Source organism: Buchananella sp. 14KM1171, assembly GCF_041380365.1.
GTDB classification, from domain to species: Bacteria; Actinomycetota; Actinomycetes; order Actinomycetales; family Actinomycetaceae; genus Buchananella; species Buchananella felis.
In genome coordinates this window covers 475,673-494,586 of sequence record NZ_CP159981.1, presented here as the reverse complement: position 1 = coordinate 494,586, position 18,914 = coordinate 475,673, and the positions used below count along the sequence as shown (strand labels likewise).

Annotated in this window: 15 protein-coding genes and 4 pseudogenes; 13 read left to right on the top strand and 6 right to left on the bottom strand. The window is 62.6% G+C overall.

Annotation, left to right across the window (positions count from 1 at the left end; all coding sequences use genetic code 11):
- The first annotated feature begins 9 nt into the window (after window positions 1-9).
- From efeB to ABYF38_RS01975, 3 genes are all read left to right on the top strand, one after another.
- The gene (gene efeB, locus ABYF38_RS01985) at window positions 10-1,521 is read left to right on the top strand and encodes an iron uptake transporter deferrochelatase/peroxidase subunit (RefSeq protein ID WP_371152454.1); all 1,512 of its coding nucleotides are present in this window, start codon (window positions 10-12) and stop codon (window positions 1,519-1,521) included.
- Window positions 1,522-1,777: 256 nt separating this feature from the next.
- Complete coding sequence (locus ABYF38_RS01980; RefSeq protein WP_371152453.1) at window positions 1,778-2,518, top strand: hypothetical protein; 741 nt, start codon at window positions 1,778-1,780, stop codon at window positions 2,516-2,518.
- Window positions 2,519-2,718: 200 nt separating this feature from the next.
- The gene (locus ABYF38_RS01975) at window positions 2,719-3,141 is read left to right on the top strand and encodes a hypothetical protein (RefSeq protein WP_371152452.1); all 423 of its coding nucleotides are present in this window, start codon (window positions 2,719-2,721) and stop codon (window positions 3,139-3,141) included.
- Window positions 3,142-3,166: 25 nt separating this feature from the next.
- Here the strand turns inward: ABYF38_RS01975 and ABYF38_RS01970 are convergent.
- Window positions 3,167-3,416 (bottom strand): annotated as a pseudogene (locus tag ABYF38_RS01970) (transposase); the annotation flags it as partial.
- 1,942 nt (window positions 3,417-5,358) lie between these two features.
- On the opposite strand from ABYF38_RS01970, the gene ABYF38_RS01965 reads away from it, so the two are divergent.
- From ABYF38_RS01965 to ABYF38_RS01955, 3 genes and pseudogenes are all read left to right on the top strand, one after another.
- Window positions 5,359-6,660 carry an ISL3 family transposase gene (locus ABYF38_RS01965; RefSeq protein WP_371151564.1) on the top strand — a complete coding sequence of 434 codons (1,302 nt, stop codon included), beginning with the start codon at window positions 5,359-5,361 and terminating at the stop codon, window positions 6,658-6,660.
- Between the two features lie 26 nt (window positions 6,661-6,686).
- Window positions 6,687-7,514 (top strand): annotated as a pseudogene (locus tag ABYF38_RS01960) (ISL3 family transposase); the annotation flags it as partial.
- A gap of 1,289 nt (window positions 7,515-8,803) precedes the next feature.
- Window positions 8,804-9,079: a hypothetical protein gene (locus tag ABYF38_RS01955; RefSeq protein WP_371152451.1), complete on the top strand. Its 276-nt coding sequence runs from the start codon at window positions 8,804-8,806 to the stop codon at window positions 9,077-9,079.
- Between the two features lie 402 nt (window positions 9,080-9,481).
- On the opposite strand, the gene ABYF38_RS01950 is transcribed toward ABYF38_RS01955, so the two are convergent.
- Window positions 9,482-9,934, bottom strand: coding sequence for a hypothetical protein (locus ABYF38_RS01950; RefSeq protein WP_371152450.1), 453 nt, complete (start codon window positions 9,932-9,934; stop codon window positions 9,482-9,484).
- A 741-nt stretch (window positions 9,935-10,675) separates the two neighbouring features.
- Between ABYF38_RS01950 and ABYF38_RS01945 the strand changes: the two are divergent.
- A pseudogene (locus ABYF38_RS01945) lies at window positions 10,676-11,883 on the top strand (IS110 family transposase).
- Window positions 11,880-12,308: pseudogene (locus ABYF38_RS01940) on the top strand (transposase); the annotation flags it as partial. The pseudogenes ABYF38_RS01945 and ABYF38_RS01940, both read left to right, overlap by 4 nt.
- Before the next feature lie 132 nt (window positions 12,309-12,440).
- Here ABYF38_RS01940 and ABYF38_RS01935 read toward each other — a convergent pair.
- Together ABYF38_RS01935 and ABYF38_RS01930 are read right to left on the bottom strand one after the other, a co-directional pair.
- Window positions 12,441-13,187 (bottom strand): response regulator, encoded by a 747-nt coding sequence (locus tag ABYF38_RS01935; RefSeq protein ID WP_371152449.1) that lies wholly within the window; start codon window positions 13,185-13,187, stop codon window positions 12,441-12,443.
- A complete protein-coding gene (locus tag ABYF38_RS01930) occupies window positions 13,180-14,196 on the bottom strand; it encodes a sensor histidine kinase (RefSeq protein WP_371152448.1) in 1,017 nt (338 codons plus the stop codon). Before ABYF38_RS01930 ends, ABYF38_RS01935 begins: the two co-directional genes overlap by 8 nt.
- A gap of 100 nt (window positions 14,197-14,296) precedes the next feature.
- On the opposite strand from ABYF38_RS01930, the gene ABYF38_RS01925 reads away from it, so the two are divergent.
- The 5 genes from ABYF38_RS01925 to ABYF38_RS01905 all read left to right on the top strand — a co-directional run bounded on the left by ABYF38_RS01925 (window position 14,297) and on the right by ABYF38_RS01905 (window position 17,086).
- Window positions 14,297-15,001, top strand: coding sequence for an ABC transporter ATP-binding protein (locus ABYF38_RS01925; protein ID WP_371152447.1), 705 nt, complete (start codon window positions 14,297-14,299; stop codon window positions 14,999-15,001).
- Entirely contained in the window at window positions 14,998-15,729 is a 732-nt protein-coding gene (locus ABYF38_RS01920; protein WP_371152446.1) for a hypothetical protein, read from the top strand. Before ABYF38_RS01925 ends, ABYF38_RS01920 begins: the two co-directional genes overlap by 4 nt.
- Entirely contained in the window at window positions 15,726-16,421 is a 696-nt protein-coding gene (locus tag ABYF38_RS01915) for a hypothetical protein (protein ID WP_371152445.1), read from the top strand. Before ABYF38_RS01920 ends, ABYF38_RS01915 begins: the two co-directional genes overlap by 4 nt.
- A 96-nt stretch (window positions 16,422-16,517) precedes the next feature.
- Window positions 16,518-16,742, top strand: coding sequence for an antitoxin (locus ABYF38_RS01910; protein ID WP_371152444.1), 225 nt, complete (start codon window positions 16,518-16,520; stop codon window positions 16,740-16,742).
- Window positions 16,739-17,086 carry a type II toxin-antitoxin system PemK/MazF family toxin gene (locus ABYF38_RS01905; protein ID WP_371152443.1) on the top strand — a complete coding sequence of 116 codons (348 nt, stop codon included), beginning with the start codon at window positions 16,739-16,741 and terminating at the stop codon, window positions 17,084-17,086. The genes ABYF38_RS01910 and ABYF38_RS01905 overlap by 4 nt, the downstream gene beginning before the upstream one ends.
- A gap of 73 nt (window positions 17,087-17,159) precedes the next feature.
- Here the strand turns inward: ABYF38_RS01905 and ABYF38_RS01900 are convergent, their stop codons facing one another.
- Window positions 17,160-17,597 (bottom strand): NINE protein, encoded by a 438-nt coding sequence (locus ABYF38_RS01900; protein ID WP_371152442.1) that lies wholly within the window; start codon window positions 17,595-17,597, stop codon window positions 17,160-17,162.
- A gap of 306 nt (window positions 17,598-17,903) precedes the next feature.
- Window positions 17,904-18,836: a nucleotidyl transferase AbiEii/AbiGii toxin family protein gene (locus ABYF38_RS01895; RefSeq protein WP_371152441.1), complete on the bottom strand. Its 933-nt coding sequence runs from the start codon at window positions 18,834-18,836 to the stop codon at window positions 17,904-17,906.
- Window positions 18,837-18,914 lie beyond the last annotated feature (78 nt).

Genomic DNA, 18,914 nt, shown 5'->3' with positions numbered 1-18,914 from the left:
GGCGTAGCCGTGAACCAGGAGCTCAACTCCGAGCACGGCGCCGGGGCCACCCACGCGGGTGGCCCCGGCGCGGGGTGTCCGTTCCACGCGACGGGCGGACAGGGCGATGCGGCCGGCGCGAGCGCTGGCCACGAAGGCGGCGGGGCCGGCGGGAACGTCGGCCACGGCGGCAATCCCCACCTCGGTGGGCGCGACGCTGCGGCTGGCGGCGGTGAGGCCGGTAACGCCGGCGGGCTCACGCGGCGCCAATTCCTGGGCCTGGCCGGGTGGGGAGCGCTCACCCTTGGCCTGGCCGGGGGCGGATTCGCGCTGGGGCGCGGCGCAGGCACCGGCGGTGCGGCCGCCAGCGGGGGCGCGGCAAGGGACATCGGCCAGCTGCGCTACCCGTTCAGGGGCGTGCACCAGCAAGGGGTGCTCACCCCCGCGCAGCAACAGATGCACACGGCCGCGTTCGACCTGACCACGAAGGACCGCAAGAAGGTCATCCAGCTGCTGCAGGACTGGACGCTGGCCGCCGAACGCATGACGAACGGCGACCTAGTGGGGGACTACACCACCTCCCTGCACGGGCCGCCGGCCGACACCGGCGAGACCACCGACCTGGGCCCGGCCGGGCTCACCATCACATTCGGGGTGGGCGCCACGCTGTTCGAGAAGGACGGGGTGGACCGGTACGGGCTGGCCGGAAAGATGCCCAAGGCGCTGCGCGACGGCATCCCGCCGATGGCGGCGGAGAAGATCGACCCGAAGCTGGGCGGCGGCGACCTGGTGATCCAGGCGTGCAGCGAGGACCCGATGGTCAACCTGCACGCGCTGCACAACCTCACCCGCATCGCCTTCGGGCGGGCCACCATGAGGTGGACGCAGCTGGGGTACGGCAGGACCTCGTCCACCTCCACGGCGCAAGCCACCCCGCGCAACCTGTTCGGCTTCAAGGACGGCACCGCCAACATCAAGGCCGAGGAAGCCAAGAGCGAGCTGGACTCCCACCTGTGGATCCAGCCCGGCGACGACCAGGGCGACTGGGCGGCCGGCGGCACATACCTGTGCGCCCGCAAGATCAAGATGATGATGGAGGTGTGGGACGAGCTCTCGCTAGGCGAGCAGGAGCGGATCGTGGGTCGAGACAAGATCTACGGTGCGCCCCTGAGCGGCGGGGGAGAGTTCGACACGCCCGACTTCAAGGCCGAGGGGACCGAGCGGACCACCTCACCGGCCGGGCTGGCGATCGACCCGAACTCCCACGTGGCCCAGATGCACCCGGACAACAACGCCGGGGCGCGCATGCTGCGGCGCGGATACAACTACCTGGAAGGCGTGGACTACCTGGGTCGCCTGGACGCGGGCCTGTTCTTCATCGCATTCGTGCGTAACCCTGCGGAGAGCTTCATCCCGGTCCTCGCGCGCATGAAGGACGACCTGCTCACCGAGTACATCCAGCACCTGTCCTCTGCCGTCTACCTGGTCCTGCCCGGGCTGCGGGACGGCGAGGACTACCTGGGGCAAAAGCTCTTCGCCTAAGGCGGGGGCTTGTCCCGGGGCCCGGCTGTGGCGGGGGCTGCGTTCGAAGGAACGCAGCCCCCGTTCGGGTTTTCGGGGGTGTGGGTGTGGGCGTGCGGAGTGAGGTGGCGTTGGGCGGGAGGATTTGTAGGAGTGGGGCTGCAATGCTGCGTCGAATCGCCAGAATTCGCAGGCTGCCTCACCTATCGTTTAATTGGCGCGTTGCTTGCAAGGCGCGGATAGTTTGCCGCCCATTTCCTCCAGTGGGAGACATACCATGCTCAAGCGCCTCAGGCTGTCCTTTTCTAGCTTCTCAGGCTGGCTAATCTGGCTCATGCTGCTTATTTCGACGGCGACGGTGGGAACGTCGGGCGTGCTATGGCTGACCGTGGGGCGGCGCGGGGACGCGTCCTCCCCGTGGTGGGAGACCTGGAACTGGTTCAACGTGGGAGGCGAATACAACCTCTCGAGCTGGTGGGCGGCCTCGCAGTGGATCATTTTGGCGGTCGCGGCAGTGTTCGTGGCATTCCTGTCCCGCCGATTTCGGTTCATGTGGCTACTGGTAGCGGCGGTAGCGCTGTACGGCTCCGCGGACGAGGCCACGGAAATCCACGAAGAATTCTGGTCCTACGGCGACGCGATCACGCCGTATCTGGCATATGACTTTTTCTCCTACCGGTGGGCCGTATTCGGGACCGTAGTGGTGATAGCCGTGCCGGTGCTGCTGGCGCCGCTGCTATACAGGCTCCCGCTGGACGTGCTGAAGCGTCTGGTGATTGCGGGACTGATCTTTGTGGGCGGCGCGGTAGGAGTCGAGACGCTCTCCGGGCACCTGGACCCGATCCTGGGGCCGATGACCTCCAAGATGCTCGCCATCATCCACATCGAGGAATACCTGGAGCTGCTCGGCGTGATCGCGGCGGTGTGGGCGGTGCTCTCTATGTGCGAGTGGAAGCGGACGGAGACGGGGCTGCAGGTGAGGTGCCGGGAGTATCGGGGTGAGGCTAAGGCGGGGTAGGGCGTGAGGGATTGAGACGTCCATCATTGCGCTGCAATTGCACTCATAGGGAGAGCAGAACCTAGGGGCCAAACTCAGGGCAATTCACCTTGGATCACACCGCCACTACAACCTCATTTGGGAAGAGCCTGTAATGTCGAGTCCGCTTCCTGTATGATCAGGTCCGGCAAGCAAAATCTCACTATAGTCTAGGGGTTCCTATGGCACCGGATCAACATGGCATTAAGAGTGTTAGGCAGGAGCAAATTGCCCTTTTCTGGGCCCCGGGTGTAGCAATTGCTATTCTCGGCGGGCTAATTGTTGTGTCTCTGGTCTTCGATTTAAATTTGGCGAAACCTTTCTATGCTAATTTAGCTGTAATTATCATTGGTGCATTGCTGATGATATATTCGGGTGCCGTGTCCAAGGAGCGCTCGAAAATTGTAGAGGTGGTACTTTCGGGATTTGGCGTTCCGGCCATTGCAGCTGCGATTGCAACGGGCGCCAATGCAATTTTCAGTGAATGGGGCGGGGGTGGTGCTCCAGGAAAATTAGCAGAGTTGTTGTTTGCTCTCGTGACGACTCTTGCTGTGGCTACTCTTGCGTCCGGCATCAGGTGTGTCGTAGCGAGTCGCAACGAGTAGACAGTGGGAATCTGTAAGTGGCTCTTCACAGTTGAGGGTGTAGGTGCTCTTTGAGTCCTCCGGCGTGAAGGAGGGCTTAGGGCGTTGTAGTTGGTTGGATTGCGAAAGTCCGGCGCGATGCCGCGTAGGTGTTCCAGGCGGCCGTTGATTGCTTTGGTGGGGCCGTTGCTGGTCCTGGTGTGGTCGAAATAGCCCAGGATATAACCGGCTCGTTTCATTAACGTCCGGCCCAGGATGATGACATCGCTCAGGGCTGTAGGTGCGCCGCTGGATATTGGGTGTGTCTCTTAACGTGGTGTCACTGTGAACCGTCCTGGGTTTGGTTTCGGTGGTCAGCCTGAATGGATTTGCCTCAGCCGAAGCGTTTGGCCCCAGAGTTCAAGTCGCGTGCTGTTCGTCTTGTCAGCGACCCTCTGGCATCGCAGCAGACAGTCTCCCTCACCAGTGTTCTACGTGAGGAAGGGCGTCAATCTCGGGGTGGGGTATGAGACGATGCGCCGCTGGTATCGCGATCCCAGCCTGAGACAGGATCTTGAACAAGCCCCATCAAGGAGTGCGAGGTGGCCCGCCTGCGGCGAGAAAACGCTCAGCTCCGCCAGGTCAACGAGATCCTGAAGGCAGCCACAGGCTTTCCGTAATAGAACACGGGCCCTCGGTACCCGAAATGATCGCTTTCATCGACGCGGGCCGGGCCAGGTTCGGCGCTGAACGCATCCGCACAGCTCTCACCGAACACCGCCAAAGCGCCTTCATCACGGGTGCGAGGGTATCGCAAGGCCAAGAACCCTACGCCCTGGCAGCGCTGCTTGCGAGATGCCGCTTTGATCCCCGTCATCGAGCATATCCAGCCAGAGAACACTTACGTGTACGGGTGGCTAGATGTGGCATGCCCTCAAACGCGAAGGCTAGGCCGTGGGGCGCGAACAATACCGAGCCTGGCTGTCGAGGGAGATTTGCCGGGCTCAGGGGCGTTGTACGTGGACGCAAGGCAGTAACAACGAGGAGCGCTCCTGGGACCGATTACGCGCCCAGATCTGGTTGGACCCGCTCTTCGCGCGCAGTTCCCCTAACCAGTTGTGGATTGCCGACACTACTCACGTACGCGCGGCGGGTTTGTTTACACCGCCTTCGTAACAGGTTGGGTTCAGCCGCAAGATCGCTGGCTGGGCAGTGAGTAACACACTCAACGCCCAGGCCCTACCCAGCCTGCAGGCCCTGGAACGAGCTATCGCTACTGCCAAGGGGAGTGTCGAGGGATTGGTCCACCACAGCGATCACGCCAACCAGATACGTCTGTGTCGGCCGATCCATGGGCGCCTGGTCGAAGCAGGAATTGATGCCTCTACCGGCACCGAAGGAGAATACTTGCGACAACGCACTGGCCGAAACTGTCAACGGCTTATGCGCGAGCGAGTTGACCTAGCTTCCTAGCACTGGGCCGGACTGACCGAAGTTGAATGAGCAGGCCCTATGCTGGGTGAACTGGTGGAACAACACCTGCCTGCACAGCCACCTGGGCTATGCCACACCCCAAGAAACCCAAGACCGCTACTACCAACACCACACCCACCAAATGAGCACCGCCTAGGAACCAAACCCAGAACGGTTCAGCCTGACACACCACATAGGGTCACCCCACCTAGTGTCATAAGTCAGAACTGCGGTACCCCTTTGTCGACAACACCGAAGTCAACTTCGACAGCACAATCGCTTTCACGCCCAGCGACGGAGCAGCATTTTCGGGCTGCGCCCACATGTCCAACGCATAATCCCCACTCGACGGTATCCGTCTAACGAGTCTGGCCGGATGCCGCTATCCAGAGCGGGGGTGCCACTACTACATAAAGGAACGAGCTCACTATCCCGATGAGTGCTTGGCCAGCCCTCTTCAACCCTTTGCTGCTGGGAAGGATCTTTTTTCCAGCCTCCATGTAGGCGATTAGAACGAGCGACACGCCGATGACAATTGTCGCATAGTTAACGATCGATCTCGGTGAGACAAGGTCAACCCACAAGGCCCAGAAGAAAGCTGACGCAATCGCTGAGTTAGGCGCCACGTTCGTCGGTGCCTCACCTTTGTAATCGACACAAAGGGGCTCTTCCCAATTGAGGGTGTATTGGTGGTGTGATCCAGGGGAGGGTGTGTTGGTGTGTGGGTAGGGGTTGAGGTCTTCCGATGATGGGAGTCATCACACCGCCCACACGAAAGACCTCAACGTGTCCAACGCTACCTTCGTCGCGCCTGATCTGACTACTTTTGCTGGCTTGGACGAGCTTGGTCTTGTCGTTACTGGCCAGCGTGTCGAGCCTGAGCGGGCGATACTGGAATGCCGCCTGGTCGAGCCTGATGACTGGTGTGGGCGGTGTGGATGTCAAGGCCTGGCACGTGACACGGTCAAGCGCCGGCTGGCTCACGAGCCCTTTGGGTGGCGTCCCACCACACTGGAAGTGCGAGTGCGTCGTTACCGCTGCCAGGAATGCGCACACGTATGGCGTCAGAACATGGACCTGGCAGCTGAGCCCAGGGCACGCCTATCGAGGCGTGCGGTGCGTTGGGCGTTGGAAGCCTTGGTGTGTCAACACCTGAGCGTATCCCGCATCGCTCAGGGCCTGTCCGTGGCTTGGGACACCGCCAACGATGCTGTGCTGGCCGAAGGACAGCGCCTCTTGATCAACGACCCCGTCCGGCTTGAAGGAGTCAGAGTTATCGGCGTGGATGAGCATGTTTGGCGCCATACTCGCGCAGGTGACAAGTACGTAACCGTGGTCATCGACTTAACCCCCGTCAAGGATGGCACTGGCCCTGCCCGGCTACTCGCCATGGTCCAGGGCCGCTCCAAGCAGGCTTTCAAGGGCTGGCTGGCCCAGCAGCCCCGAGCATGGAGAGATGGCGTGGAAGTGGTCGCGATGGACGGTTTTAGCGGGTTTAAAACCGCCACCACCGAGGAAATGCCCCAGGCCAGGGCCGTGCTCGATCCCTTCCACGTAGTACGCCTGGCAGGCCAGGCGCTTGATGAGTGTCGTCGGCGTGTTCAGCAAGAACTACATGGACGGCGGGGACGGGCTGATGATCCCCTGTACAAGGCCCGCCGTACTCTGCACACCGGTAGCGACCTGCTCACCCCTGCCCAGCGCAAGCGTTTAGACGCGCTCTTCGCCAACGATGACCATGCCCAAGTCGAGGTCACCTGGGGTGTGTACCAGAAGATGGTGGCCGCTTACCGTCAGCCCGAGCGGGCCAAGGGCAAAAGACTCATGCAAGAACTGATCACCGCGATCTCTAGCGGCGTACCTGCCGCCCTGAGCGAGGTCATCACCCTGGGACGAACGCTGAAGAAACGCGCCGGTGACATCCTGGCCTACTTCGACCATCCCAGGACCAGCAACGGCCCCACCGAAGCACTCAACGGACGCCTGGAACACCTACGCGGCTCAGCACTCGGCTTTCGCAACCTGACCAACTACATCACCCGCAGCCTGCTCGAAGCAGGCGGATTCAAACCCCAACTACACCCTTAAATGGGAAGAGCCAGAAAACGGCCCGGCAAGCCCTCAGAGTTATCGGCGTGGATGAGCATATCTGGCGTCATACTCGCAAAGGAGACAAGTACGTCACTGTAATCATCGATTTGACCCCCATCAGGGACGGTACTGGCCCGGCCCGGCTGCTGGACATGGTCCAGGGACGCTCCAAACAAGCTTTCAAGAATTGGCTAAGCGAACGCGATCAAGCCTGGCGTCGGGGCGTTGAAGTGGTGGCCATGGACGGTTTCACCGGGTTTAAAACTGCCGCGAGTGAGGAATTACCCCAGGCCAGACCTGTGCTAGATCCCTTCCATGTCGTCAAACTAGCAGGAGATGCGCTTGACCAGTGCCGGCGGCGTGTTCAACAAGAACTCCACGCACGCCGTGGGCGATCAACTGATCCCTTGTATAAGGCCCGCCGCATCCTGCACACCGGCATCGATCTGCTCACCCCCGGCCAGCACCAGCGCCTAGAGACGCTGTTCTCCAACGATGACCATGCCCAAGTTGAGGTGACCTGGGGTGTGTACCAAAAAATGGTGGCCGCCTACCGCCAGCCCGAGCGGGCCAAAGGCAAAAGACTCATGCAAGAACTGATCACCGCAATCTCTAGCGGCCTACCTCGCTCCCGGAGCGAGGTCATCACCCTGGGACGAACACTAAAGAAACGCGCCACTGACATCCTGGCCTACTTCGACCACCCCAAGACCAGCAACGGCCCAACCGAAGCCATCAACGGCCGTCTCGAACACCTACGCGGCACCGCTCTGGGCTTTCGCAACCTGGCCAACTACATCACCCGCAGCCTGCTAGAAACAGGCGGCTTCAAACCCCACCTACACCCTTAAATCGGAAGAGCCCACAAAGGCTCAGACACACCAAGAGGAGCCAGATAGCAAGCACGATGTATAGGTACCCAATCGACATAATCGATTTGAGCGTGCAATGAGCACTCTGAATCCATTCACCTAACGAATGGAGTTTGATGGAATTTGCAGCCTGGGCAAGATTCATGAACCCTGAATCTCCCACTCCGAAGTATGGCAGGAGAGCGGCGAGAGCGTAGCCCGAAGCCGCGAGGTTCACAAGGCTTCGGAATTTGAAACCAAATCCCGTGAACAAGTTTAGCCAGTCCATCATTTCTATCCTCTCCGAATCACACTGCCTTGAAACGAGCCGCTCGCGCAGCTAGCGCGCGTGCGCCACGATTCTATTATGGGCCTTTCCTAATTGAGGGTGTAGTGCTGGTATGAACTGGGTGTGGCGTGTTGGTGGTGTTATCTCGCGTCATACTTAGTGGCATGGCCGTTATGTAGGTCTTGAAGGAGAGCTGGACATGGGAAGACCACCAGTGATTCCGTTGAAGTAGGCCAGGATTGTGTTTAGTGCCCTGGCCGTTGAGATGACTATTTGTCGAGGCAGCAAGACGTGAGAAGGCCTGTGAGCAGTGCCTTGGTCGGTGGAAGCTGGCTTTCTTCAGGCGGGCAAGGCTGGCCTTGCGATGGGCAGGTCCAAGCCCTCGACACGCGAGCAGCAGTTGGAGGCCTGATAGTCTGGAGCTAACCCAGGCGCTTGGCGAGGCTGCGGTCGAGATCCGGGTGTGGAAGATGTCTGCACAGTCCAAGCTGATCGCCGGTCGAGGACCTCGAGGTAATCCGCATCGAAGCAGGCACCTGCCGACCGTGGGGGTTCGTCAAGCTGATCGGCATGCCCTTTTCTTACTTGGGAGACTGTCAGGGCCCGGCAAGAGAAAAGACCCAGGGGGCCATGGCCTCAGCCCGCACGTACGGCTGCGCGGAAGTTGGTGACCAAACACGCGCTGCCCGATGCCAGCGAGGGCGGCGCCGCAAGATCTGGGCCCTGACCCCTCAATGACGGGCACAACGTTTCCCAAACAACCGTGCTGCGTATCCTGCGTGATGACGGGCTGATCCTGGCCTCTGGGTACCAAAAACAGCGCCGGGAGCTGGCAAAAACCGCAAGGTCGCCTTCGCCAGGAACCCGACCGGCCCGAACCAGGTCTTGCAGCTGGACTTCAGCGAGTTTTCAGACCATGTCGGGGCGGGACTTGGCGCATTGCCGGATGCCGCCACTGGTTCTCCCAAGGTGCGAACACCCCTTTTGCACGTCTCGCCGAGTGCGAACCAATACGACGCTTTTCAACGCGATCGAGCTCGCCCTGGCTGACCATGAAGCCATGTTCGCACGCAGGCTTCTCGAGGCTGTAGACCCCGACACCGCCGAGCTGGGCCCAGCGGTGAGGATTGTGACCGACAACGGTGGCCCGTTCAGGTCGCTGAACTCCGAGTTGTTCATCATGCAACACCCCGAACTACGCCACGTCCATGCGCGAGTGAAGTCGCCCGGCCAGAACGGATCTCGCGAACGTGCCCTTTTTGGCACGTTGAAGTAGGAAAGGATTTTCCTAGACGAGCATCTGCGACGCACAGACCTATGGTTGAACGAGCCGAGGACTACCGAGTCGAGTACAACACCCAACGCCCGCGCGAAGCTATCGCTTTCAACCGCCCTCTGGATATCCATCTCGGCCGAGCCAGCGCGACCATCCCCACCCTTGAACAAGAAGAAAACCTGCCAACGCCTTGACGCGGGACAGCCCTACACTACCCAGAACGCTTCCCCAGCAATTAACCCGTCAACCCGCTTACACGCAACTCTTGAGAGGTTTAGGCGGTTTCTAAACACTTGCAAACACGGCACCCCTTCTCACCCAAAGCGTTCCTGAATCATTGTCCACCAAAATCAGAACTTGGAGGCCTCAGGTCATCTTGCATCGATGATCAGGAAGAAGGACTCATTCTGCAGAGCAGATCCCCCGATACCAAAGCGGCTGAAGAGTCGCCTCAACAAATACCTTACTACAAGCAGTCACGAAAACTAGGGCTGCCGCCATTAGAATAGCAGACAGTGACGATCCGAAGACCCTTTCTACAATCTCACCAGCGGAAAAGTTCTCCGACAAAACTAATACGAGCGTAAAGCTGATTGAGACTACGAGGGGGGTCAATAATCCACCAATTAACATTTTCATAAACCTGTAAAATTCGCGAACGTGCAGGCTTGGTGGAACCAATAGAATGCCACCAAGTATAAGTGCCGATCCAATAATGCGATATGGTTCGCCAATTCGGCCATTAATAAGTATGCCAGCTAGTATTACGGCTAATGGGAAAAGGGTGTGCCCCCATTTCGCAGGCGTGTCGCCCTTCGATTCGCGCGGGACCTGGGATTCCAAAGCATTGCTCACGATAAGTGCCCTCTCTGAACGTCTCCCCCTCAAGCGTCGAGGGGCATGTAGATAATTTTGGTCACCATTCGCTGTGAGTCTACTGCCTCATCGCGCATACGGGAAGCTGTTGCTCTTCCTAAATTTGCTCCGACGGTTTACGGGGCTCTTCCCAATCATTGGTGGAATAGGGGTCTGAATCCTCCGGTGATTGGGAGGAGCCCGCTTGTCGACGACGGTCGAAAAGGGGACCACCGGTTGGTGTTGTGTAGTCTGCCTGTTTCTGGATGCGAGCGGAAGGTAGGGAGGTCATGTTGGTGTTGCGTAGCCGGTAGGAAGCGCCAGTTGAGTCCCGCATAGTGGTGTAACCACTTGGTGGTCGGCCCGGCTTGTGGATGTAGGCGCGGTCACCGTGTGATCCTTCGAGGAATCTCCTACAACCCGCTCGAAAGGACTCGTTACGATGACCGCTCCTCATATTGTCGACCCTGCCGGCCTTCTGAGTGAAGCTCTGGCCGTAGCCTGCCCGTTACTTTGTTTGTGGCTCGGTTGTTCCGGGCTCGGCCAGCTGTTGTGGGCATGATGGTTTGCCCCTGTCTAGCCAATGATCCGGGGGGTGTTGTCACCCACGACAGTTGGGCGCAGGGGAGGCGCTGATTAGGGGAACGACCCGCTTGTAGCGAGGTCTAACGCACACGTGGGTGTCGGTGCTGGTGACCGTGGTGCTGGCCGTGGCTTACAAGCAAGGAAACGGCCGTAGAAATTGACCAGATCTCAGTCTTTGTCGGCATTGATGTAGGCAAAAGCGAACACTGGGCTCACGCCCTAGACCGCGCGGGCAAGAAACTCCTAGACAAGCCTTTGCCCAACGACGAGACCAAACTGCGCTTGCTCTACCAAGACCTAGCCAAGCACGGCACGGTCTTGGTGGTGGTGGACCAGGTAAGCCACCATTGGTGCCCTGGCCGTGGCAGTAGCCCAGGACATGGAAATCACCGTGGCCTACCTGCCAGGTCTGTCCATGCGTCGTATTGCGGATCTAAGCCCGGGCAATGCCAAGACCGACGCCAAGGACGCAGCTGTGATAGCTGAGGCCGCCAGGACGATGCCTCACACCCTGCGGGCTATCAACATATCTGATGAGGACAGCGCCGCATTATCGATGCTCACCGGCTTTGATCTGGACCTAGCCCGTCAGGTCAACCAGACAGCCAACCGGATCCGGGGCCTGTACACACAGACCCCGCCCCGCTCTGGAGGCTGTTCTGGGGCCTTGGCTGGAACATGACGCCGTCCTGGAAGTAATTGCGGCTTGGCCCACCCCAGCTGAAATGAAACGGGCAGGTAAGGCAAGGATTGACGCCAAGCTAAAGAAACACGGCTCTCGGCGGCACACCGTCTGGGCAACCCAGATCGTCTCGGCTCTAAGCCAGCAAAGCGTCACCGTCGCGGGAACCGACGCTGCTGCAATCGTGCTTCCTCATCTGGCCCGCCAGCTCCTCAACCTGCACGCCCAACGCCTGCGATGCAGATAGCCAAGAGCAAGCCTTGGTCCGGGACCCACCCTCTTTTCCTGGTCCTGACCTCCATGCCCGGGATCGGGAGCCTGGGCCGCAGCCGTTTTCCTGGCCGAGACCCTGGGCAAGACCTTCAACACTGGCGCACAGCTAGCCTCCTATGCCCCACTAGCCCCTGTCACACGCCGCTCAGGCTCATCAATCCGCGGCGAGCATGTCTCCCACGCCGGAAACAAAAGACTCAAACGAGCCATGTTCCTGTCGGCCTTCGCTTCCCTGCGCTCTGATCCGGTCTCTCAGGCCTACTACCAGCGTAAACGGGACCAGACAAAACGCCACAACCAAGCACTCCTCGCATTAGCCCACCGCCGCATCCTGACCCTCCACGCCATGATCCGCACCGGCACCCTCTACGACCCACAACCAGCCGCGAAACTACCCCTGGCTGCTTGACACACCACATAGGGGCACCCCCCGACCTGATGCGTGATCTGCTGCAGACGGTGATCAGCGCGCTGCTGTCTGCCCACGCGGTTGCCGTGTGTGGCGCCCAGTGGGGCCAACCCAGCCCTGAGAGAGTGACGCAGCGCAACGTTTAGCGCCACCGCCCCTTGGACACCCGTCTTGGCTCCATCGACATCGCTGCGCCCAAACTGCGTAGAGGCACCTACTTTCCCGACTGGCTCATGGAACGCCGCAAGCGCTGCGAGGCGGCCCTGATCACCGTGGTCGCCGACTGCTACCCCGCCGCCTTCTCCACCCGGGGCATGGACAAGCTCATCAAAACCCTCGGTATCGACTCGCTGTCGAAGTCGCAGGTCTCCAGGATGGCAACCGACCTCGACGAGCACGTCACACAGTTGCGCCACCGTCCCCTGGATGTCCACCTCGGCCGAGCCAGAGCGACCATCCCCACCTTTGAACAAGAAGAAATCCTGCCAACTACTTGACGTGGGACACAACGAACCAGGGTTCGGTGCATTCCGTGCCGAACTCAGTGCCCTGACCGTTTACAGCCCCGCCTCTGCTGCCATGAGGACTAGCTGCACCCTGTCTCTCGCCTCCAGCTTCAGAAGCAAATGACCGATGTGCGCCTTCAGGGTGCCCCTGGAGATGAACAGCTCCCGCTCAATCTCCGCGTTCGTGTAGCCCCGCCCGATCAGCGCCAGAACCTCCCGCTCCCTGGGCGTGATTCGTTCTATCCAAGCCGGGGTGGCGGGGGTGGGAAAACCGCCCCCGCCACCCGCCCCGGTCTCTGGAACCTGCCCAATCCCGGGGCGGTCGCTTTCTGGTGCGCCCGAACCCGGGGCCCGGGGAGCCTCGGCCAACTGGGACGCAAGGGCCCGCTGCACCACCGAGGCCAGCACACTGGGGGAGAGGATCTGTTCCCCGCGGGCCAAGCACCGCACCGCCCGCGCCAGCTCCTCCGGTTGCGCGTCCTTCAGGAGGAAACCCGCCGCCCCGGCCCGCAGTGCACCGTATATGTAGTCGTCCAGCTCGAACATCGTCAGCGCGCACACCCGCACCCCCGCCAGCTCCGGATCACCGGCGATCCGTCGCGTCGCCTCCAGCCCGTCCATCACCGGCATACGGATGTCCAGCAACGCCACATCCGGCACCAACTCCCGGCACAACTCCAGCGCCTCCCGGCCGTCCGCAGCCAGCCCCACCACCTCGATACCGTCCTGCGCCGCCAGCAGGTGCGCCAGGCTCTCTCGCACCAGCCTTTGATCGTCCGCGATCAGGACCCTAACCACGCGCGCCTCCACCCGGGATCACCGCCTCTACCATGAACCCGCGCCCGCGCGGCCCGCACTTCAACTCGCCACCTGCCGCCGCCACCAGCTGAGCCAGCAGGCCCAAGCCGTGCCCGCTCCCGGCCCCGCGAACGCCGTCGGCCATGCGCATGCCGTCCGCCATGCGCACGCCCTCAGCCCTGTGGTCGACGCTCCCACCGTCGCCGGCCCCGCGCACGCCGCCAGCCCTGTGGCCGACGCCAGCACCACCGCCACCGGCGCCCCCTTCGCCAACTCCAGCGCTATCCCCACTGCTCCCGGCTCGCCCGTATCCGCGCGGCCCTTCGTCGGCCACCACCACGTGCACCTGCCCGCCGGCGCTCTCGATCCGACACCGCACCGTGGTAGGCCCCGCGTGCTTGAGCGTGTTCTTCAACGCCTCGCGCACCACCTGGTAGACCAGCAGCTCGGCCCCGGCCTCGGCTCGCACCTCCAGGCCCAAAACCTCCACCGCGAGCCCGGCCCCGCGCATCTGCGCGGCCAACTCGCCCACAGCTGCGATACCCACGGCCGGGCGCAGCGGGCTGGCCGCCTCCGGGTCGCGCAGCACCAGCAGCAGTCGGCGCAGCTCGCTCGTGGCGGCACTACTCAAAGCGGCAATCTCATTCAGGGCGTCGGCGGCAACGTCGCCCATCACCCCAATCGCCCCCGCCCGTGCGCGCAAGGTGATCGCACCCAGGCCGTGGGAGAGAACGTCGTGCAACTCGCTAGCAATCAACAGGCGCTCTCTCAACACAGCCGCCCGCTCCTGCGCCGACGACACCTCGCGCGCGGCCTGCCTGCGCACCCGCACCGCCTGCCACGCGAACCACGCCGCGAGACTCGCTAGTCCCACCACGCACGCCCCGAGCACCCACATTGCGCCCGGCGAATACGGGGCCACGCCCGTCAAAGACGCCAGTGCGGCCACCACGAACACCGTTGCGGCGCTGAGAGAAAACCAGAATGACTGCGGACGCGACTCGGGCACAGGCAAATCCTAGAAGCGCCGCCCGGCCCGCCACATCGGACCACGGTCCGATGCCCACCGTCCGATGCGCCCGCGCCGAGCCACGGCCAACACTTCCCCCATGATCACTTTCGACAACGTCAGCAAGCATCGCGGGGGAGTAGGCATCCTTGACGCGGTCAGCTTCACCGCCGCCCCCGGGCGCGTCACCGGCTTCCTGGGCAAGAACGGGGCGGGCAAATCCTCGGCCATGCGCATCCTGCTCGGCATGGACAAAGCCACCAGCGGCGCCGCCCTCATCGACGGGCGCCCCTACGCCAAGCTGAAGAACCCGCTGCGCAAGGTGGGCTCCAGCCTGGGCGGCGCCAGCGCCCACCCCGCCCGCAGCGCACGCTCCCACCTGCGATGGCTGGCGGCCAGCAACCAGATCCCGCGCGCCGAGGTCGATCGCGTGCTCGCCGCCGTCGAGCTGACCCGGCACGCGCGCCGCCCCGCCGGCAAATTCAGCCTGGGCATGGCCCAGCGCCTCGGGCTCGCCGCCGCGCTACTGGGCTCCCCGGCCGTCCTGGTGCTGGACGAGCCGCTCAACGGGCTAGATCCCGACGGCATCGCCTGGCTGCGCGCCACCATCCGCTCCCACGCAGATAGGGGCGGGACCGTGCTGCTCTCCAGCCACGTCATTAGCGAACTGGCCGCCGTGGCCGACGACATCGTGGTGATCGACCACGGTCGCATCCTGGCCGCCGGCACCGCCACGGACCTGGCGCGCGGGCACGCCAGCCTCGAAAGCGCCTACTTCTCCCTGGTGGCAGGAGCGCAGCGATGAAGCACCTGCACGCAGAGATCCTGAAGGTGGCCGGGTTGCGTTCGGTGTGGGTGGCCGCCCTGGCCGGCGCGCTGGCCGCCCCCGCGCTGGCCGCCCTCAACGCCAGGGCGCTGGCGGCGCGCGGGGAGCTTTTCAGCCTGGGGCAGATGCAGGAGGCGCTCATCGCCGTGGCAGCCGTCGCCTTCATAGCCGCCACGATCATGGGGCAGGAGTGGCAGCCCATGCCCGCAGAGGCCGGGGGAGGGCGCCAGTCCCTCGCCACCCGCAGCGCCACCCCGCGCGCGTCGAGCTGGCTGGCCGCCAAATTCGTGGTCATCCTGGCCCTGAGCGCCGCAGTCATGGCCGCCGCCCTGGGGGGAGTGGTGGCCGCTAGCGGGGCGATACACCCCGCCGTCTTGGCGGGCGTGGATGCCCGCACCCTGGCCAGCATCTTCGTCTACGGACTGCTCACCGCCCAGTTCTGCGCCGGCCTGACCCTGCTGCTTCGGGGCGGCCTCATCCCCACCGTGTGGATGGTCGCCAACTCCACGGTCATCTCCGTCGGCTACCTGGTGGCAATACACTTCGCCCCCGCCTGGTTCCTGCCCGACGCCATCGGCACCGCCATCATCCGCTTCACCCCGGAACCCGGCATGCCATCTCCCGCCGTGGCCACCGCTGCCTACGTCGGTTGGGTGCTCCTGGTGTGGGTAGCCGGACTGGTGCGCGAGTGGAGGGGGGACGAATGAGAGCTATTCTCCACGCCAACCTAATCAAGCTAACCACCCTGCCGCTGAACTGGGCGGCCGGTACGGGCGCGCTCCTGTGGGGCGGCCTGCTGGGGTGGGTGGCCGCCGCCAACGCCCGCGCGAGCGCCGCCGGTTCGCTGGCCGCCGCGCCTGCCGCCGATCCTGCCGCCCTGCTGGCCATCCTGCTTCCCCTTTTGCCCGCCGGCGTGGTGGTGGCCACCGCGACGATCCTGGGTGCAGAGTTCGGGCCGGTGCTGCGCTCCACCCTGGCGGCCACCCCCGATCGGCGTGTCCTGACCGCCGCCCGCGCTCTGAGCACCGGGGCGGTGGCCGGCGTGCTGTCAGCCGGGAGCGCTGTGGCCGCCTGGGGAGCGGCCCGCCTGGCCGGACACGCGCTCGGCGGTGGAATCGCGTTGCGCCTGGCGCTCTACCTGCTCGCCTGCGCCGCGCTGGCCGCCCTGCTCACCGACGCCACCCGCTCCCTGCCGCGAGGCGCTCTGATCACCCTGGCCGCGCTGTGGATCGCGCCGGTGGCCATAAACGCGATCCGGCCCGCCTGGCGGATTTATCTCCCCATGCACGACGTTGCCGCCCGCCTGTTTTCCCCCGCCGCCGCCCTGCCGTGGACCAGCCTGGCCTGCCTGGTTCTTGCCGGGGCGTGGGCGGTGCTGTCCTGGCGGCGCGACCTGTAGTGCGGGCGCGGAGGTGGCCTTTGGAAGAGACCGGAGGGTGGGAAGCGCTGCGCAATCCCCTTCTCCGCAGCGGTACGCCTCCAGTATGATCCCAGTATGGCCGTCAAGATCAGCATCAGCCTCGCCGACGAGTCCCTGGCCGCCCTGGACAAATACATCCAGGAGAAGCAGATCCCGTCGCGCTCCGCGGCCATCCAGTTGTCGATCCAGCAGCTGACCGCTCCCGACCTGCGTGCCGCGTATGCGGCCGCAGCGGAGGAGTGGGAGGACTCCGCGGATGCTGCACTGTGGGAGGCCACCTCGGGGGAGGGGCTGCAGTGAGGCGCGGTGACGTCTACTGGGTCAACTTTGAGCCTACGCAGGGCAGTGAAGCCAACAAGCGGCGCCCGGCTGCAATCGTCAGCCGCAACGACGCCAACTTCGTCGCGCAGGAAACCGGGCGCGGCACGATCACCGTCGTACCGCTAACCAGCAGCGCGAAACGGGTGGCGCCGTTTCAAGTGCTTGTCCCGGCGGAAGAGTGCGGGCTACGCCAGGACTCCAAACTCCAAGCCGAGCAGGTCAGAACCGTTTCCGTCACCCACGTCGGTGACTACATAGGGACGCTCAGCTACCAGTCGATGCTCAAACTAAACGACGCCCTGCGCCTCCATTTGGACCTCTAGCTGCGAGCGGGGGCGGGGAGCACTTCGAAGTGAAGTGCTCCCCGCCCCCGGACCGGATTTGGGGCTGACTCGCCTAGTCGAGGAGCTCCAGCCCGTCGGCGTCGCGGTGCCACTCTGTGCCGGGCTTAGAAGTCAGGATCAGGATCCCCTCGATGAAACCCCAGATAGCGGAGACGAAGGACAGGAAGCCGAGCGAGAGCACGGAAATGAGCAGCTGCGCCAGGGCCTTGCCGGTGTTGCCCAGGTAGAAGTTGTGCACACCGAGTGCACCAAGGAAGATGCCCAGCAGGCCGGCAGCCAGCTTCGACTTCGAGGACATCCCCCGGAAACCGGGGAAGGCGGCGTACGCGGCAGGGCCGGGCTGTCCGAAACCAGCCTGCCCGTAACCAGGCTGCCCATAGCCCGCCTGGCCGTAAGCCTGCTGCCCGTTGGGCGCGCCCTGCGGCTGGGAATAGTTGGGCTGACCGGGCGTGCCACTCTGTGCGGGATTCTGCGGGAAGTTTGCGGACATGGTCCCTCCTAAGAAAGAGCGGGATGAGTGGGCCAGACTCTGGCCGAGCCCGCCGGAACGCACCCGACCACGACTGTCTTGAATCCAGTATCGCAACCAGAAGCAGGGCTGTGATCGTGCGGAGGAAGGACTTGCTACCTCCGCTGCGCTAGACCGCCAGAACGATTGAGGGGCGGGGTGTGCGCCGCACACCCCGCCCCGACACTTCGCCCGGGAACGCCCGCCCCCCAGGGCCTAACCTCAGCCCTCGGCCGGGCCCGTGGTCACGCCCGCGTACAGCTCCTCGATGTCCGCCGTAAAGCGTATTCATTGCCGACAGTGAAAAGCGCCTAAATTCCAGGCGCCTATAGAAACAGAACCGTCCAGAATGGGATTAAGACAAGCCCCCGCTACATCAAGAGCAGCAACCAGTTCCCGAAGCTCGGGAGGATACTCTTCAAATGTCGCGGCGTTTCTTTTGAACTCTGTAGTCCAAAGCGGCCCTGGTGAGACCATCTGTTTGGGAAGGCAAATCCCCCGCCTGCTGGACTCGTGCTTGAGCATTTGTGACAGGCGAGCGCCATCCAACGGCAGCATGGTAACGATTCGAACGATGTCCGCAAGATCTCGGTAGCGTGTCGAAGGCAGCTTGGCGGCACCGTGACACTCGTACATTGCGCACACCTTGTCAGCCAGATGGTTCTCGATGGGAACGGTTGGAACTAGTGGCAGATCTGAGATTAGCTCGTGTTCAATGATTGGGGAGATTCGCACGCGGTCCACGGGGCCATATATATGGCGTTGTTCGGTGATATCTGCTTGGATCGTGTGAAACGGGAGAGCGCCCAATAATGTGTCAATTGTGGCTTTGATGGTAGTGGTTCCGTAGCCAAAGGCGTCCGCGCGCCTGGTTTCGAATAGTTTATTCAGGCGAAACACAAATGGGTCGCCTGGTATGGGGAGAGAAAGATAGTGCTCTAGTTCTGCCCGGAGATCTTCGATAGCTCGTTCCGAACCGGCTAGAGCCAAGTCGATGTCTTGGGTGAAGCCCCCACCGCCAGTTCGGATTAGTAGGGCATTTCCCCCAAGGAGTATCCAGTCGCTTTGGCCTGCAGAGAACAGTCGCTTGTAAAGCAGTGCAAACGCAAATTGGTGTCTAATTTTGGTCGCATGCGTATTTCTGGCTCTCGCCTCATTGCGGATGAGCGAGTCCAGGGACGCCTTGAGTCTTTGAAGGTCGCGCGACGAATCTGCTCTCATGATTAACTTTCGCTACCCAGATAGTCTTCTGTCTCAGTGCGGAGAGAGCTACTTGGCGAGAGATCGCCGTAGTTAACT